This window comes from Frankia sp. CgMI4, from assembly GCF_001756285.1.
GTDB classification, from domain to species: domain Bacteria; phylum Actinomycetota; class Actinomycetes; order Frankiales; family Frankiaceae; genus Frankia; species Frankia casuarinae.
On the sequence record NZ_MAQZ01000118.1, the window covers coordinates 1 to 16,524 of the forward strand.

Below are 16,524 nucleotides of genomic sequence, written 5' to 3' on the forward strand. Positions count from 1 at the left end.
CGACGGGCATCGCGCCGTTCATGGAACTGATGGGCCAGGTCATGGCCCAGGACCGCTACCGGACGGCGAAGCGCGTGTTCGTGATCGTCGACAACGGCTCCGACCACCGAGGCCAGGCCTCGATCAACTGACTCAGGGCCGCCCACCCGAACCGCATCCTGATCCACACCCCGACACACGCCTCATGGCTGAACCAAGTGGAGATCTTCTTCTCGCTCGTCCAACGGAAGGTCGTGTCACCCTGCGACTTCRCCAGCCTCGACGTGCTCGCCGACACCCTGACAGCGTTCGTCGACCGCTACAACGTCACCGCCACACCGTTCAAGTGGAAGTACACCGCGGCCGACCTCGAACGCCACCTCGCCCGYCTCGACGACGACACAGCACCAGCCGTCGCGGGCTCCGTCGCTCGGTTGSCCGTCCCACCACCCGACACCAATGATCACGGGAGTCGGGTGRAGTCMGAACCAARTGYCAGAGCCCTCACACAGGCCGCCTAACAMCCCCRAAGGACTTCCAGSCTCAACCACTAAGCTTGCCGTTTAACCTCCGAACGTCACGCTGTGTGATACCTGGAGGTGTTGTGGGGTGGGTGGGCGTGTCGCCGTGACGTGAAGCGGCCTTCTGTTGATCCTGGTTTCTCRCCAAAGACACCGTGATCAGGCATAAGGCCGTGGAGGACAGCTTGGCCCGTGATGTCCCCGCCGTCGAGGACCTGGAAGTGCTGTGTCGGTTCCGCCAGGAGTTCTACGACTGTCTGACCCGGCGGGCGGATGCCCTGTTCGAGCTCACCGACGCGGTGCTGTGCGCGGACGGCCCGGTTCGTGACCTGGTCGGCCTGTCGCTGACCCCGGAGCACCGCCGGGGGCACGGCGCGCTGTACGACGCGGTCAACCAGGGCCGCATCGAGATCGGCCGGCTGCGCCGCGCGCTGGCACGGGCTGCCGCTGCCGCGGGCCGCCGACGGCCGGATCATCCTGGGCGTGGACGTCAGCCCGTGGCTGCGCCCGGACGCGGCCACCAGCCCGGACCGGCTGTTCTGCCACACCTACGGCCGAGGCAAGGGCAACGCCCAGATGATCCCCGGCTGGCCCTACTCGTTCGTCGCCGCCCTCGAACCGAGCCGCACCTCGTGGACAGCGCCGCTGGACGCGGTCCGCCTCGGTCCCGGCAACGACCTCACCACGGTGACCGCCCGACAGCTCCGCGACCTGGTCGACCGGGTCGTCGCCGCCGGCCACCACCGCGGCGGCGCCCCGAACATCMTCGTCGTCCTCGACGCCGGCTACGACGTCACCCGCCTGGCCTGGCTGCTCGCCGACCTGCCCGTCGACCTCGTCAGCCGGCTGCGGTCCGACCGTGTCTTCCGCCTGCCCGTCCCGCCCCGCCCACCGGGTGTGGGGCTCCCGCAGCGGGTGTGGGGGGCTTTGGCTGCCACCCTGGCTGCCACCAAAGATCGCCGATCTAGAAAAACGCCGGCCGCCCGGGGGTCCGGGGGTCGCCCCCGGGCAGGCATAACGGCAGGTGGCGAAGCTGATCAAAGATCAGCGAGCACGGAACGGGAGCGCGTGGGGCGGGTGGACCATGTGTACCAGCATCCGAACCGTTCGATCTTGGTTGTTGGCCCTGAAATCACTGTTCGGCCGGTCGCCACACGTGCCTCGAACAGGAACGATGCTCGGTGACCGTGCCAACCAGAACATCGCCTACCGAGTAGAACAAGCGTTCCGAACACCTGGCGGTCCGGGCACTTCCGGGCCGCCAGGCGACCGTGATCGTGGTCACTGCGGCTGGTCGAGTTGGCTGGCGACGAGCGGGAACTCTGCCTTGAGAAGCACTGTCAGTTGCGGGTGTGTCAAGAAAGTGCGACAGAGCCAGCGACCGGACACTCCCCTCCGAAAGGCCGCGGACGCCTACGACCAGGCGCTCGAGAGACTCCTCAAAACAGGCAGGACTCGCAGCATGATCCGCAGCTCGTGAACCTGACTCATCCTTACCGACTTCGCCAGCCCAAGCCCTCTAGGAACGCCGCGCTATGGCGGTCCGCGGCCGGTCGCTCGGACGCTCATCCGGGCGGCAACTCGCGCCAGCTCACCACGATCGTGGACCGCCGGTGGCGGGCAGGCCTGGCTTCGGACGAACACGCTCGCGAGAATCAGGCCCTCGCGAAGAACGCGGCGATCGACCGTTAGCCGGGTCTGCCCGCCTGTCGGGACCGTGCCGCGTGCGCGCCGGTCCACCTCCATCGGTCCGGGTTACGCCTCGACGGGCTCCCTGTCCTCCGCCTCGTTCAGTTCGGCGTAGTACGGGCACTCRCTGACGCGCTCGAACGGCGCGAAGGTGTCCCAGCGACGCTCCTTGACGACCTCCTGGGCGAGCTTGTTCCGGGCGTTGAAGAAGTCCCCGCAGAGGAAGCGGACGACCCACTTGTTGCTCGCGAAGGCGTCGCCGCAGTCGTCGAGTCCGACGGACGCCAGGTAGGCGTCAGGATCCGGCTCCTCGTAGTACATGTAGATCAGCCGGGCGTACATGTCGTAGCCGGTCTTGTAGAACCGCTGGTACTCGTTCTGGAGCTCCTCGGCGCGGAGCGGCTCCCGCAGGGCGGCGTCGATGGACTCGCCGGCGCGGATGCCGGTGGAGGTGGCGAGGTAGACACCGCCGGAGAAGATCGGGTCGAAGAAGCAGCCCGCGTCGCCGGCTAGGAACCAGCCCGGCCCCGCGACCTGGTCCGAGTAGTAGCAGTAGTCGGTTTCGATCTGCACGTCGCTCACCGGATGGGCGYCCGCGACCCGCTCCCGGACGCGCCGTACCCGGGACACGTGCTCGTCGAACAGCGCGGCGGGATCGCCGGACCGCAGCACCTGTTGCGGCATGACCGCGCCGACGCTCATCGTGTCGGGCCAGATGGGAATGGCCCACAGCCATCCGTCCTCGTGGGCGCCCACCTGGATGTCGCCCTCGAAGCCGGGATTGCGCGCCTCGTCGATGCCCTTGAGGCGGCGGAAGACCGCGACCATCTTCAGTCGGTCGACCGGCTTCCGCAGCCGGAACGCCTTGGCGATCTTGCTGGCCCGCCCGCCGCGTCGAGAACGTACTGTGCCCGCACCTCGCGAGCCGTCCCGTCGTGTTCGTAGCGCACACCGACGACCCGGTCGCCTTCTGTTATCAGGTCGTGTACCGTCGCCTCGTGGATCACCCGCGCACCGCACTCGCCCGCGAACTGAATGAGCATATTGTCCAGGTGCGCCCGCTCTACCTGGAACGTCACGTGGTGGCGACCGGGCCCCTGCGTTGTGAACGAAACGCGGACGTTCTCGTCCTCCTCTCCCTGGCAGAACTCGGCACCATGCTTGGCGACATAACCCTGCTGCTTGAGCCGGTCGAGTATTCCCAGCTTCTCGAACGCGGCGTTGACGAACGGCACCATGGACTCGCCGATGTGAAAACGGGGAAAGGTCCGCCGTTCCAACACAATCACGCTACGCCCGGCCTTCGCGAGCGTCGCTGYCGCCRCCGCACCTGCCGGCCCGGCRCCGATGACCACAACGTCGACGACTTCAGTATTCTCGGCCATGCCTCTCCCACCATTGAGCAACGAATTTTTCACATTGTCCTCCTGTGGTGATTTCAAGGTGTGTCCAGCGAGCCGCCGGGGAGCCGTAGAAGACTCGTCTCGATCTCCTCCGCCGCGTCGACGTCCTTCGCGACGATGCAGTACTCGACTACTCCCGACTGCTGGATATGCTCGCAGCCGATCAGCACTCCCGCACGCGCGTCCGGCTCGAAGAGCAGTCCGCTCGTCCTGAGCCGGGCCACCGCGTCGTCGAACGAGGAGACATGCCAGTGGTTTCGCGTCATCAACACGCATTCGGTCTGATAGTCGTGGCCGACCAGGGCGTCGGCGATCCAGTGCAGGTGTGTGGTGCCGCCGAGGCGTCCGTTCATCTCGGTCAGTAGGAGGTCTCCGTCGGGCGTCAGGATTCCATCGATATTCGCCAGGCCGACGTATCCGAGCGCAYGGATGGAATCGCAGACCCGCAGCACGATGTCGTTGAACTCCGCCCGGTTCTTCTCGCTCAGCACGGCCCCCGGGATCACTACCCCGTCGAATACCGGTGCCATTCGCATCTCGCCGATATGGTGCAGCCTGCTTCCCTCGGCCGTGATTCTCACCTCCGCGCCCAGCGGCATGGAGTCGGGCACATAGTCCTCGACGATCACCTTGTGGCGGCCGTCGACCGAGTAACGTGACCAGGCGCTGTCGAAATGCCGTCGGACGGCGTCCTGGGAATCGAGCACCCGCAGGCTGGGCGCGCCCAGCGGCTGCACGTCGGGGCGCGGCGAGATGATCTCGTTGCCGTAGCCGCCGGCGTGAAAGTCCTGCTTGACGATCACGCACCTGTTCGCCGCGACGAGATCGGCCGCGAACTCCTGCGCCTTGGCTCTGGAGGTCGCCACGATGCCTGTGGTGACCGGGAGGCCCAGACCGCCAGCCATCGCGCGGAACACGCTCTTGCTATTCACGAGGTCCGCGCCGCCGGCCTCGTAGAATCCGAACCCCGGCATCGATCTGTGCAGGCCCAGCTCCCTGATGAGATGGGCGGTCGTCGCGTCGAACACGTAGGGGCAGGCATGGTCGACGTTCCGCTTCGTGACCAGGGCGCGCAGTTCGGCGAGAAAGCCCCCGTCGAGGAGCCGGTCGCCGGTGAGAACATCCGACCCGAGACGGCCCGCGGGCGGAACCATGATCAGGACCGAGTCGACATCCAGGCCGCGCAGAGTCAGCGCGTAACGCACAAACTCGGGTCGCGGGGGCTGCGGAAGCACGAGGATGTCACCGGGCTCGGCAAGCCAGATCATCCGGAGCGAGATGTTGCCGGCCACCTGGCGGTCAGCCTCGCGAAAAGATGCGAGATCCGCGACGAGACTGTCGTTGTACGAGTTTCCGATCAGCAGCGTGCTCACTGGTTCATCCCATCGAGTTCGCCAGGTTGCGCAGGGTGTCCCGCAGTCGATCAACAAGAAGGTTCATCTCGTGAGTGGCGATGGTCAGCGGAGGCGCGACGATGACCGCCTCGGTCGCCCGGTCGACGCCGGTCGGGCGCAGCATCAGGCCGAAGTTGATCGCCGTCGCGCAGATTTCCTTCGCCTGCGAAAGTCGTGGTCCGGTCAGCACCGGAAGGGTGAATAGCAGTCCCCGCCCTCGTGGTTCTCCGAGATAGTAGACGGGCGCTGCGAGGGCCTCGAGCTCACGTTTGAGGAAGGCACCCATCTGTCTTGCTCGCTCGGGAATGTTCTGTTCCTTCGTAAACCGAAGGACGGCGTGCGCCGTCACGGCCGACGAGGGACCGAGGGCCGTCGCGCCGGTGCACAGCTGCTGCGGCCGGACGTTCTGCCCGACCACGCAGGCCCCGATTGGAGAGCAGCCGGCGTTGAGGCCCGGCCCCATGACGATTAGGTCGGGGGTTACACCGGAACTGGAATGTCCGAACCAGTCGCCCACCTGGCCCAGACCGGTGAGGGTCTCATCGGCGACCAGCAGCGCCCCGTTGGCGTCGCATAGCTCCCGCAGGCCGCTCAGCGTCTCGTCGGACAACGCCGTCGCGCCGCTGTCGGCGCTTCCCATGGGCTCCACCAGAACGGCCGCGACGCGCCCGTGYCCGACCCGGTCGAACGCCAGCTGCCAGTCGTCGAGATCGGGACCGAGTTGGTCGGCGTTCGGCGCCGCCCGCTGTGTCCACGAGGCCGGGCTGTCGCGGCCGAGGGCCGCACTCCCGTCGTGAGCGGGCCGCCCGGCGATGCTGAACGCGACGACACCCGATCCCTGATGGCTCGGTCGCTGTGTCAGAACCATCGGCCGGTCGCTCTCGTCGTTGAGAGCGTGGTGTCGCCTTACCAGGTCCAGTGTCAGCTTGATCGCGGCAGGTCCTGAGTCAGTGTAGAGGACCTCCCGATAGCCGGCGCCAGTTAGGTTGAGAATTTCTCTCGTAAGGTCGACAATCGGTTGGCTCGCGAACTGCGTCCGGTGYGCGAAGCTCGCTAACGCCGCCTTTTTGTGCATTGCGCTGAGCATTTCTGGAATGCCGTGCCCGAGATTGTTGCAGGTCGCGCCGGAAATGCCGTCGATGTAATCCCGGCCGCGGTCGTCGAAAAGTCGCGATCCGTGCGCACGAACGATCCGAGGCTGACCACTCGCGCTCACATCCCGCGAGCGACGGTGGAAACCTGAGGTACCGAMCCCCATCAGACCTCCTCCGCGTGATGGCCGAAGAGCCAGTCGTGGTCCTCGAGGGGCAGCTCGGTCACCGCGGCGTCCTGGCGCGACRCAGGCTCCTCGGCCCGCAGATGCTCCGCGTTCTGCCGGGAGCTAAGAAGGATCTCTCTCGCCCGCGGAACCCGTAGCCGTTGGTAGCGGTCGAACGCGGCCCGGTGCGAGTCAGCGGCGTCCGCCAGGCACAGGGCCAGGACCGTCGCGTCCTCAATCGCCTGGTTCGCGCCCTGAGCGAGGAACGGCAGCATCGGATGCGCGGCGTCGCCGATCAGTACGGTGCGGTCGGTCGCCCAGCATTCGATGGGCTCACGGTCATGCAGCGCCCACACGGTGACCTCGTCGAGGGCGGCCAGCACCGAGCGGACGGAGTCGTGCCAGCAGTCGTATCTGGCCCGCATCGCGGTGAGGTCGCCGCGCCGCGACCACGACTCGTGGCCGCCCTCTTCGGCCGGGACCGTCGCGGCGACACTGATCAGCTGGCCGCGTCGGACGGGATACATCACGGCGTGGCCGTCCGTGCCTTTCCAGACCCGGATCGAGTTCCCGAACGCTCCGGGCAGCCGCCGTGCGTCGACAAGCCCCCGATAGATGAGCTCGCCTGAGAAACACGGGACGTCGGCCGATATGCGTGAACGGACAACCGAACGTATCCCGTCCRCACCGATCAGCAGTCCGACTTCCTCGGTCGAGCCGTCCGCGAAGAGAAGTCGAACGGACTCGTCGTCCTCCGTCACCTCGACGCACCGCCGCCCGGTGGCGACGGGCGTCTCCAGCCTGGAGGTCAACAGCGCGTGTAGGTCGGCGCGGTGCACGGTGTAGTACGGCGCGCCGTACCTGTCCGCGCAGTCCTTCCCGAACGGTGTCCGGGCGACCACCGTTCCGTCGTCCCACTGACACATCAGTGCGGACTCGACCTCGACCGCGATCTCCCGCAGGGCATCCGCCAAGCCCAATCGGTGCAACAGCCGCACCGCGCTCGGCGCGAGCTGCACTCCCGCGCCGATCTCGCCGGACAGTTCCGCCTGCTCGAACAGGACGCTAGGTACGCCACTATCCGCCAACATCAACGCCAGGGTCACGCCTGCTATCCCGGCACCAAGAATTCCGACTCGAGGCCCACTGTTTTTCATCGCGATCCCATTCGTCGATCCATGTAAGGGCCGCCAGGACCTATTTTTCGATGCAGAACTCGTCGATCGGGTAGCCGACGTGCCGGTCTTCGACCGGCAGGTATCCGAGCACCTTTGTACCCGGTTGGAGCTCGGTGACGTTGATGACCACGCCGCCCGGCCCGAGAACCCGCACGTGCCAATCGTCCTGGACGATGAGATCTGCCACTCGGCCGGACGGGGACTTCGCGGTGATCATTCGAAGAGGTCGCGTCTCGATCTTGATCCGGCCGACGGTCACCGGCCGARCGCGGCCGTCCGCGTCGACGGCCAGCACTCTTCCGCCCGCCTGTAGCTCGCTGAGGTAGTTGGTGCGGCCGGCCATCGACATCGTGTAGGAATGAACCGCGCCGGCGTTTACCCGAAACGGCCGTGTCGGCATGTAGGGCAGTGGATGCGTCTCGCTGCACGCAAGGATCATTCCCTTGGAGTGTGAGCCCACTAGGATTCCCTCGTTCTCGCCGAACATGCTGCAGGTGTCGACGCAGGYCCGCTCGCCCATTCCCACATGACTGGTCTCGATGACTTCCAGTTCCTCGAGCTGGAGCGAGAAGGAACCCCCGGCGGCCACGGCCTTAAGCGCGGACAACTCGCCGACAGCCTTCGGCGCCAGCATGATGCCGTCGGCGCCACGCTCCAGGCAGCCGAGCACGACGTTGGCCTCGTCCGTGTCGTGAACAACGGTGATCACGCTGCCCTGGGACTTGTGCGCCGCGGCCAGGACGATCTCCAGCGGGATCTTCGTCTCGTCGCGGAACCGGAGGACGGTCCACGCCCATTCCTGGGCGGCTGCGCAGGCGGCATCGAGCGTCTGCGCATCGGTCACCTCGAGATACCTGCCGAACTCGACGTGCGGGTAGGTAGCTGACAGCTCGTGAATCCGCTCCCGTTCGGCATCGAGGATGACGACATCAACGCCGTCCAGGTCTTCGCCCAGGGAGCCGTCCTTGGTCAGCAGAACCTTCTTGACCGTCGGCGGCAACGTGGACAGGTTGGCGGGATCGTCGGAGACGACGGCGTCGACCCTCTGGTGAATCGCCTCCTCCGCGACCGCGGTCAAGAGCGGTCCAGCGCCATGGATCTCAACCCAGTACAGTTTCATGGACATTCTCCCACCGTCCGTATCCGTCTTTTTTCAGCCGACCGCGCCGCTATGCTGCACCCTCGGCTGCTTCCTGGCAACCTCAAGCGGATCGTGCACGATCTGGGCGATTCGACGCGCCATCGCGCAGGGGTCGGGGGCCTGAAAGACATTCCGGCCGATCGCGACACCGCCGACCCCGGACCGCATCGCCGCCGCGAGTTCGGCGAGGTATTCTTCGGGTTCCATTGAGGAGCCACCCGCCACGACCGTCGGGATCGGTGAGGCGGCCACCACGTCGCGTAGCTCGTCGGTCGAGCCGAGGCGAGGAATCTTGACTATGTCCGCACCGAGGTCCGCGGCCAGCACAGCCGCGTGCATGCACAACTCCGCGTTGGGCGGGTCAGCGATCCTCGGGCCCCGCGGATACATCATGGCGAGCAGGGGAACGCCCCACCGGTCACAGGAGTCCGCCACCGCCGCCAAGTCCGCGATCTGACGGCTCTCCTGTGCCGAACCCAGGTTCACGTGGACGCTGACGGCGTCGGCCCCCAGACGAAGCGCCTCTTCGACGCTCGCCACCAGGATCTTCGCGTCGGGGTCCGGAGCGTGTCTGGTGCTGGCTGAAAGTTGCACGATCAACGACATGTGGTCGAAGCGGACGGCGTTTAGGTACYGCAGGCTTCCTTTGTGCAGTACAACCGCGTCGACGGCGCCGCGGGAGATTCCCTCGATCAGCTCATCAAGTGAGCGACGTCGGCTGAGTGGACCGTCGGTGACGGAGTGGTCCAGCGGCACCATAAACAGACGGCCACGGTGGTGACGATACAGCCTCCGAAGCCRAACGAGCCGCGAGAACGGGTAGTTGGGCATGCCGTACCTCGTTTTTCATCGATCCGATGAGTGCGCCTCGAGCCCTCGGCCGAGCACCAGCGCGTCATGTATGGTCAGCGCCAGCCGACGCATCCCGCCCCTGGGGACCAGGATGGATATACGTCGCTCCGAGATAGCGATCCACGGACTGCGGATCCCGTGCGTCGAAAGAATCTCGGCCAGCGTTTCGATGACCGCGCCGCACAGGTTCATCCTGGTTCCGACCAGCGATAGCCGCCCCAGATCATCACGCAGTTCCACAGTGCCGCCGGCCTGGCGTGCGATATGCGCCAGGTCGATCTGCCTGGCCGGGCTGCTGGTGAATCCAAGCGTGCTTCMATGCGTCGAGTCGGCCAGCGCGAAGAGATCGGCCGGCGCRACTTTCGCCGACGCCATTCGCGCGAGCGCGGCCCAGGAGTCGAGAGGTTCGCCGCGGCCGCGCATCATGACGAGCGTGGTGTCCTCGTCCTGGGTGACCGCCGCGACGACGCCRTCAGATTCCAGCGGGTTTCCCGRCACGACCTCGACGACCGTGYCTGGATTCGTCCCGAGCGAGTTCCGGACCTGGACCGGGATTCTCCTCGTGGCGGCCAGGTCCACCGCGCGCGGATGGAGGATGCCAGCGCCGGTGTGCGCCATCTCGTGCATGAGGGGCGCCGGTACGGTGGGAAGCAGCCGTGCCCGCGGAACCAGCCTCGGGTCGGCGGTGTAGACACCGTCGACGTCGGTGTAGATCTCGCAGGTAGCGCCCAGGGCCGCTGCCAGCGCGACGGCGGTGGTATCCGAGCCGCCTCGCCCGAGGGTTCGCACGTCGCCGCTGGCGTCGACTCCCTGGAAGCCTGCGACGACGACAACCTTGCCCTCCTCGAGACTCGTTCTGAGCCGGTCCGGAGTCACCGAATGGACAGCAGCGGAGCCGAACTCTCCGCTGACCTGTATGCCGGCCTGCCCGCCGGTCATGGACACCGCGGGCTGGCCGAGCTCCCGCAGGGCGAGCGCCGTGGTCGCCGCCGACACGACCTCGCCGGTCGAGACCAGTTGGTCGGACTCCCGGCTGCGCCAGTGCCCGCCGAGCGCGCGAGCCTCGCCGAGCAGCTCGTCGGTAGTCCTGCCGCGGGCGGACACTACGACGACGACCTGCTTTCCCGCCGCCGCAGTGTCGACCACCCGTCGCGCTACGCCGCGAATCTTCTCGATCGTCGCGAGTGAGCTGCCACCGTATTTCTGTACGATAATCRCCATCTTCTCCACCTTCTGATGCTCGGCGGCCGCACAGGAATCCGGCGTGCTGGAAACAGTTCACCCCGGCGCTATGCGGCGTACATCAGCGGACGGATTTCACCCGTTCTTCGGCCAGCTGCACGATCTCTTCGCCGATCTTCGTGCGCAGATCCGACTGGAGTGAGCTGAACCCGGGGCAAGCGTTGACCTCCAGGACCATCGCCTGACCGTCGCTCTCGATGATGTCGACACCGGCCATGCTCAGCTCCATGGCCGCTGCGGCACGAAGCGCGAGGTCCACCATCTCCGGCTTCGGATCGACCATCTCGTTCCGGAGTCGCTTTACCCGCGGCGTGCAGCAGGCGCAGTACTCCTCGTCGTCCTCGGCGTGGTAGACCCACTTGTGACCGTGGTTCGGCTTCCAGCCGTCATCGCCGGTGACCTGGTTGAAGGAGACCGACGGTTGGTCCCCGATCGTCGTCACCCGCAGCACCCCGGAATGGGGGAAGTACGGCTGGCAGAGAAGGGTCCCGTACGTCTTCAGCAGGTCACCGACCTTCAGCCTTCCCTTCTCGTCGTCGCCGTCGAGGAATCGCTCGACATCGTGACCGCCGAAGCCGATCGAGGGCTTGACGACGGTCGAGCCCCATTCGGCGCAGGCCGCCTCAAAGTCGGCGATGCTGGAGCAGGACCTGGTGGGCTGGGTCGGCACTCCGACTTGCGTGAGCCGGTGGATCATCGCGAACTTGCTGACCGACCGGATGTGYGGCGTCGCGGAGTCGAGCATCACCAGGTCGGGCACGCTGGACAGCAGGTAGAGCGCCTCCGCGGTGCCGCGCCACTGATAACCGAGGTGGGCGCGTGAGACGATCACGTCGAAGGTCGACGCCGCCTCGCCGCGGATCTGAGGCACGCCGCCTCCGGAGACCGCCGCGCAGGTGATGTCGTTGATTCCGAAGAAGACGGAATCATGCCCCCGGTCATGCGCCACCTGGGTGATGATGAGCGACTMGAGCTCATCTTCATCCTCGCATTCCCACGCCAGGATGCCAATCTTCACCGTGCATCACTTCCTCACTGCCAGAATGGGTTCGAACATTTTCTAGATCCGTGCGTTCAGCTGGTCAGCGCCTGCGCGGCCGACGGGCGGCCGGCGCTCTCGCGGAATCGGAGCCGACCGGGTGACGTGGCCGGCGGCGCAGCCCAGGACCTCACCAGCGGCGCCCGCGCGTTCTCGCGAGCTGCGTGTCCACGGCGGTGACGGTCCGCGCGAGGCGTCGCACAAGCTCGGCGAGCTCGGCGTCCTCGATCGTCAGCGACGGCGCGACCAGGAGAGCCTGGGTCCAGTGGTTCACGCCAGCGGGATAGACCACCAGTCCGAACTCGCGCGCCGCCCGACAGATCGTCGCGGCGAGTGGCGCCCGGGCGTGGGCGCCGGCGGCCTGACGCACCGGCAGCCCAAGCAGGAGGCCACGGCCACGGGGCTGGTCGAGGAAACCGACCTTCCCGGTGACCTCTTCTTCAAGGCGACGACGCAGCTCCGCCCCGATTCGCTCGGCCCGCTCGGGAAGGCGCTGTTGCTCGGTCACCCGCAGGACGGCGAGCGCCACGGCCGCAGACAGGGGGTTACCGCTCATTGTGTGCCCCAGAGCGAGGTCGGAGGCCGATCTGCCCGGCAGGACGGACGCGCCGACGAGGACCGCTCCGATCGGCGTGTAGCCGCCGCTCAGCCCCTTGCCCGTGACGACCAGGTCGGGAGTGACGCCGGAGCGCTGATAGCCGAACCAGTCGCCGGTCCGCCCGAAGCCGGTCATAACCTCGTCCATCACCAGGAGCGCGCCACTCGCGCTGGTCAGTTCGCGGAGCCGCCGGAGCACGTCGTCACGCAGAACCGCCGCACCTCCCGCGGCGCCGCTCACCGGTTCCACGAGGACGGCGGCGATCCGCTCCGGCCCGATCCGGCCGAAGGCCTCCTCCCAGGCCGACGTGGCCGGCAGCGGATCTGCGGCGGGATCGTCGGACGTGACCGGGACCGTCGACACGCCCGTCGAGACCAGCGCGTCCAGGTGCTCGCGTCGCGGTGGGTGGCCCGACACGGACAAGGCGCCAGCCGTCATGCCGTGGTAACTCGGCTGCTGGGTGAGCACGATGGAACGCTCGGGACTGCCTGCCAGAGCATGGTGGAAAAGGGCTAGGCGCAGGGCAGTCTCGGTGGCTTCCGAACCGGAGTTCGTGTAGACGACCTCGCGATATCCAGGCCCACCGATCGAGAGAATCTTCTCCGTCAGCGCCAATACGCTTCTGCTCGTGAACTGGCTTCGGTGCGCGAACGTGACGAGTTCCGCCTGCTCTCGCATCGCGGCCAGAACATCGGTCGATCCGTGCCCAATATTTACACAGATCGTGCCGGAGCTGCCGTCGATAAATTCACGCCCGTCCTCGTCGTAGATGCGGCTGCCGTGCGCTTTGGCTACCACCGGAAGGTCGCTCGATAGCCGTTGACGCCCGACGGGCAGGGTCGGTGCTGACATCGTAACCGCCTTGGCTCCGTGGTCCGTTGCTCTTCGTCCCGGTCGGTCGGCGCCATTGTGTTGCATGCGACTCGACGGCCCGAATTGGAACAGTCGGCAGTTTCATGCAGCCATCAGGCTGGCGGTCCGAGGCGACCCAAGATGCCCGTGACCGGCCGATCGCCAATAGCTTCGTGATAGCGAACCGTGGAGCATCTAGGCAGACACTCAGGCTGACGCAGAGGCGGGCGTGGATCAAGCTATGTGGTGACGGGCACGCCTGAAGCCCGATCAGCCTCCTTTCCGGGTGTCCTGACCATCACATACGCCTACCATGTTGGAGACGGCATGAAGTTCTCTATCTTCCTGAATCCGCAGGTTCCCGGATCGGGCTACCTTTCTGAACAGCACGTCGGGGCGAAGCGACCAATCGGGCGGGACACCGACTCCTACCAGGCAATGCTCCACGAGCTGCGCAGCATCGCGGTACAGGCCGACCAGACCGGCTTCGACGCTCTGATGCTCAGCGAGCACCATTTTCATTCTGAGGGCCTAGAGCTCTCGGTCAACCCGCTGATGGTGCTGGCCGACCTGGCCGCGCGAACCGAACGCCTGCTGCTGGCTCCGCTGGGCATGGTGCTTCCGGCGTGGGATCCCGTCCGCGCAGCGGAGGACGTCGCCCTTCTCGACCAGTTCTGTCGCGGCCGGCTCCGGCTCGGACTGGCCCGGGGTTTCCAGAACCGATGGGTCAACGTCCTCGGCCAACGCTGGGAGGTGACGGACGCCAGCGGCGACGGCTCACACACCGACGACCGCAACTTCGAGGTGTTCGGCGAAATCCTGAAGATCATGAAGATGTGCTGGACTCAGGAGACCGTGCGATACCGGAGCGAGATTCTGGACGGCTATTCGATCCCGCAGCCCTTTGACGGCATCGCGGACTGGCCGGCCGTGGAATGGACCCGCGCGTACGGCGCTGCGGACGAGATCGACGAGCAGGGCCGCGTCCGCGCGGTCTCGGTCTGCCCGCGGCCATACCAGGACCCGTACCCGGAGCTGTGGCAGCCGTTCACGATGAGTGACCGGTCGATCGTCCGGTGCGCGCAGGAGGACATCGTCCCGTGGATCTTCACGCCCTTCCTGAACGAGCATCGGGCGAAGGCTGAGCTTTACCAGTCCGAGTGCGCCAAGTTCGGTCGGGAGTACAAGCTCGGCGAGCACACCGGCTTCCTGAAGATGATCGGGCTCGCCGACACGACCGAAGAGGCCGCCCGGGTCTTCAATCCCTCGATCCTGAACGACTTCGCGACCTTCTATGGATCGTTTGGCTTCCAGGACCCGAGCCTGATTCCGGAGGTCGGCCTGTTCGGTGCCCCGGATGACGTCAAGCGAGGCCTGGAAAAGATCTTCAACAGCACTCCGGACCTGGAGTGGATCGGGCTCTTCATGATCGGCCAGCAGGGCGGCCTGCCGCTCGACCGGGTACTGCGCAGCCTGGAGCTCTTCGCCGAGGAGATCATTCCCGAGTTCCGCGACTGACGCGGAGGACTCCCCTGCCGCCCGTGGGCTCGGCACGGACTCAGCGAGCTGGGAGTCCACGAACGGTCGACCATTCCGCGGTGACTATGCGGTCGACCGCTGGGTCGGCACCGTCCGCCGGGAATGCACCGACAGGCTGTTGATCGTCTCCGAACGGCACCYGACGTCCCGGAGCTACGTCGGGGGGACAGGCGGGTTGACCCGTCCGGCGACGAGGATGATTCGCATTCCGGCGGGCGGGGCGGCGGGTAGAAGCGCGGCGATGCTGTGGYCGGCCGGCCCGCGCACCCCTGCATCCTCGTCGAGCCCATCCACGACGAGGACGAGCCGCTCACCATAGGCGTCGCAGCGCTCGGCGGCTCTGGTGAGTAGACCGAGGAAATGGGTGTCCCGGGTGGCGTCTGTCAGCGGCGGTAAGGACACGCCGAGCAGGTCGCAGAGCTGTTCGATGACCAGGTCGGTGAAGGCGATCCGGTCGTTCTGGCTGGCGTARCGGGCGGTGATGAAGAACGACACGACCCGCACCCCGGGTAGGGGATGTAGGACCAGCCAGGACATCAACGCCGACTTGCCCGTCCAGGCCGGTGCCCGCCACCAGGCGTAGCCGGCCCCCGGTGCTGGCGCGGTGTAGCGCGTCGGCGATGTGCGGGTCGTGGGTGCTGATGGTGGTGAGGTAGTCGAGGAGGTCCCGGCGGTTGGAGACGCTTTCGACGTCGATGCGTTCCACGACCCGTGCCCCGACGGGGAAGGTGATGGTGCTGGGTCGGGTAGTGGCGACGATGATCGTGCCGGGGGGAAGAGCTGGGGGTAGGCCGAGGGGGAGTTCGCTGCCAGGTGGAGGTGGTGCTTCGTCGAGGCCGTCGACGAGAAGCACCACCGGCTGGTCGGGTTGTGTGGCGTCGCGGGTCTTGGCGGCGTCGCAGAGCCGAAGGTAGAGCCAGCGTGGGGTGTGGGCGTCCGTGGGGAGGATGCCGTCGGGGGCGGTGTCAAGTTTCCAGGTGGCGATGAGCTGTGCGGCGAGGTTCAGCCGTGCGGTTTCGGGGGTGCGTCCTTCGGTGAGGCGGGTGAAGTGCGCCGGCCACACCCGGGTAAACGCCAGGTATGCGGCCAGCGCGGACTTTCCCATTCCAGCTTCGGCTTCGACGAGCAGATAGCCACCGCGGCGCTGCCGTATACACCGGTCGATGAAGGCGTCGATCTTGCCGATGAGGTCGGAGCGTCCCCGGAATCGGGCGACCGGATGTACGTATTCGGAAGTCCCGTTGTTGATCTTTTGGGGGGACGGCCTTCGGGGCTGGGTGTGGCCTGATGGTCGTGGTGGGTGATGTTCTGYCGGTCGGGGTGGTTTGCTGCGGTGCGTGACGGTTGTCGAGTCGGGGGCGGGCGCTGCCGCGAGCGGTGAGGTTGCCGAGGGCGCGRCGCTGCTGGCGGAGAACGCCTGGCTGCGGGCCCGGGTCGCGGAGCTGTTGACGGACATCGCCGGGCTGGTCGCGCGGGAGGCGACGCGTGAGGCCGAGGTGGTGGAGCTGCGTCTCCAGCTCGAGGCGTTGCAGGCGGAGCTGGCGACGTTGCGGCGGATGCTGTTCGGCCGGTCGTCGGAACGGGAGTGCGGCGGGTCGCCGGCCGTGGGTTCGCCGGATGGCGGGGACGGTTGTGGCGACGGGGCGCGGGGCGAGGCCGCCGGGTCGGCAGGCCGGCGGCGGGGGCCGGGCGCGCGCTCGGGCCGGCGGAGCTACGACCATCTGTCCCGCGACGAGGTCGACTGCGACTTCGAGGGCGGGGGCTATGGCTGCCTGTCGTGTGGGCAGCCGTTCACGCCGTGGGGCGAGCATGTCGTCGAGCAGCTCGACTGGCTGGTGA

The 16,524-nt window shown here is 66.9% G+C and carries 13 protein-coding genes and 1 pseudogene; 3 read left to right on the top strand and 11 right to left on the bottom strand.

What is annotated here, in order from left to right; translation table 11 throughout:
- Window positions 1–685: 685 nt before the first annotated feature.
- Window positions 686–1,394 (top strand): annotated as a pseudogene (locus Manayef4_RS26500) (transposase); the annotation flags it as partial.
- An 861-nt stretch (window positions 1,395–2,255) separates the two neighbouring features.
- Here the strand turns inward: Manayef4_RS26500 and Manayef4_RS20350 are convergent.
- The 10 genes from Manayef4_RS20350 to Manayef4_RS20395 all read right to left on the bottom strand — a co-directional run bounded on the left by Manayef4_RS20350 (window position 2,256) and on the right by Manayef4_RS20395 (window position 13,092).
- Entirely contained in the window at window positions 2,256–3,017 is a 762-nt protein-coding gene (locus Manayef4_RS20350) for a tryptophan 7-halogenase (protein WP_070132913.1), read from the bottom strand.
- Window positions 3,018–3,019: 2 nt separating this feature from the next.
- Complete coding sequence (locus Manayef4_RS20355) at window positions 3,020–3,574, bottom strand: FAD-dependent monooxygenase (protein ID WP_070132915.1); 555 nt, start codon at window positions 3,572–3,574, stop codon at window positions 3,020–3,022.
- Between the two features lie 53 nt (window positions 3,575–3,627).
- Window positions 3,628–4,965: a peptide ligase PGM1-related protein gene (locus Manayef4_RS20360; protein ID WP_070132917.1), complete on the bottom strand. Its 1,338-nt coding sequence runs from the start codon at window positions 4,963–4,965 to the stop codon at window positions 3,628–3,630.
- 4 nt (window positions 4,966–4,969) lie between these two features.
- Complete coding sequence (locus Manayef4_RS20365; protein WP_083282595.1) at window positions 4,970–6,244, bottom strand: aminotransferase class III-fold pyridoxal phosphate-dependent enzyme; 1,275 nt, start codon at window positions 6,242–6,244, stop codon at window positions 4,970–4,972.
- Complete coding sequence (locus Manayef4_RS20370) at window positions 6,244–7,401, bottom strand: FAD-dependent monooxygenase (RefSeq protein ID WP_070132919.1); 1,158 nt, start codon at window positions 7,399–7,401, stop codon at window positions 6,244–6,246. The genes Manayef4_RS20365 and Manayef4_RS20370 overlap by 1 nt, the downstream gene beginning before the upstream one ends.
- Window positions 7,402–7,441: 40 nt before the next feature.
- Window positions 7,442–8,542: a 3-dehydroquinate synthase II family protein gene (locus tag Manayef4_RS20375; protein ID WP_070132921.1), complete on the bottom strand. Its 1,101-nt coding sequence runs from the start codon at window positions 8,540–8,542 to the stop codon at window positions 7,442–7,444.
- Window positions 8,543–8,575: 33 nt separating this feature from the next.
- Window positions 8,576–9,394, bottom strand: coding sequence for a 2-amino-3,7-dideoxy-D-threo-hept-6-ulosonate synthase (locus Manayef4_RS20380; RefSeq protein ID WP_070132923.1), 819 nt, complete (start codon window positions 9,392–9,394; stop codon window positions 8,576–8,578).
- A gap of 15 nt (window positions 9,395–9,409) precedes the next feature.
- Window positions 9,410–10,636 carry an aspartate kinase gene (locus tag Manayef4_RS20385; protein WP_070132931.1) on the bottom strand — a complete coding sequence of 409 codons (1,227 nt, stop codon included), beginning with the start codon at window positions 10,634–10,636 and terminating at the stop codon, window positions 9,410–9,412.
- An 82-nt stretch (window positions 10,637–10,718) separates the two neighbouring features.
- The gene (locus Manayef4_RS20390) at window positions 10,719–11,675 is read right to left on the bottom strand and encodes an ATP-grasp domain-containing protein (protein ID WP_070132925.1); all 957 of its coding nucleotides are present in this window, start codon (window positions 11,673–11,675) and stop codon (window positions 10,719–10,721) included.
- Window positions 11,676–11,826: 151 nt separating this feature from the next.
- Window positions 11,827–13,092 (bottom strand): aminotransferase class III-fold pyridoxal phosphate-dependent enzyme, encoded by a 1,266-nt coding sequence (locus tag Manayef4_RS20395; RefSeq protein ID WP_108913441.1) that lies wholly within the window; start codon window positions 13,090–13,092, stop codon window positions 11,827–11,829.
- Between the two features lie 381 nt (window positions 13,093–13,473).
- On the opposite strand from Manayef4_RS20395, the gene Manayef4_RS20400 reads away from it, so the two are divergent.
- Entirely contained in the window at window positions 13,474–14,664 is a 1,191-nt protein-coding gene (locus tag Manayef4_RS20400; protein WP_011436501.1) for an LLM class flavin-dependent oxidoreductase, read from the top strand.
- Window positions 14,665–14,838: 174 nt separating this feature from the next.
- Here the strand turns inward: Manayef4_RS20400 and Manayef4_RS24560 are convergent, their stop codons facing one another.
- A complete protein-coding gene (locus Manayef4_RS24560) occupies window positions 14,839–15,222 on the bottom strand; it encodes a hypothetical protein (RefSeq protein ID WP_139140164.1) in 384 nt (127 codons plus the stop codon).
- Window positions 15,223–16,022: 800 nt separating this feature from the next.
- On the opposite strand from Manayef4_RS24560, the gene Manayef4_RS20410 reads away from it, so the two are divergent.
- Window positions 16,023–16,524 (top strand): transposase (locus Manayef4_RS20410; protein ID WP_254665762.1); only part of this gene is annotated, 502 nt, incomplete at its 3' end.

Excerpts from the sequence above, each read along its gene's own strand:
- Manayef4_RS20400 (WP_011436501.1), top strand. The coding sequence starts at position 13,474 with ATGAAGTTCTCTATCTTCCTGAATCCGCAGGTTCCCGGATCGGGCTAC.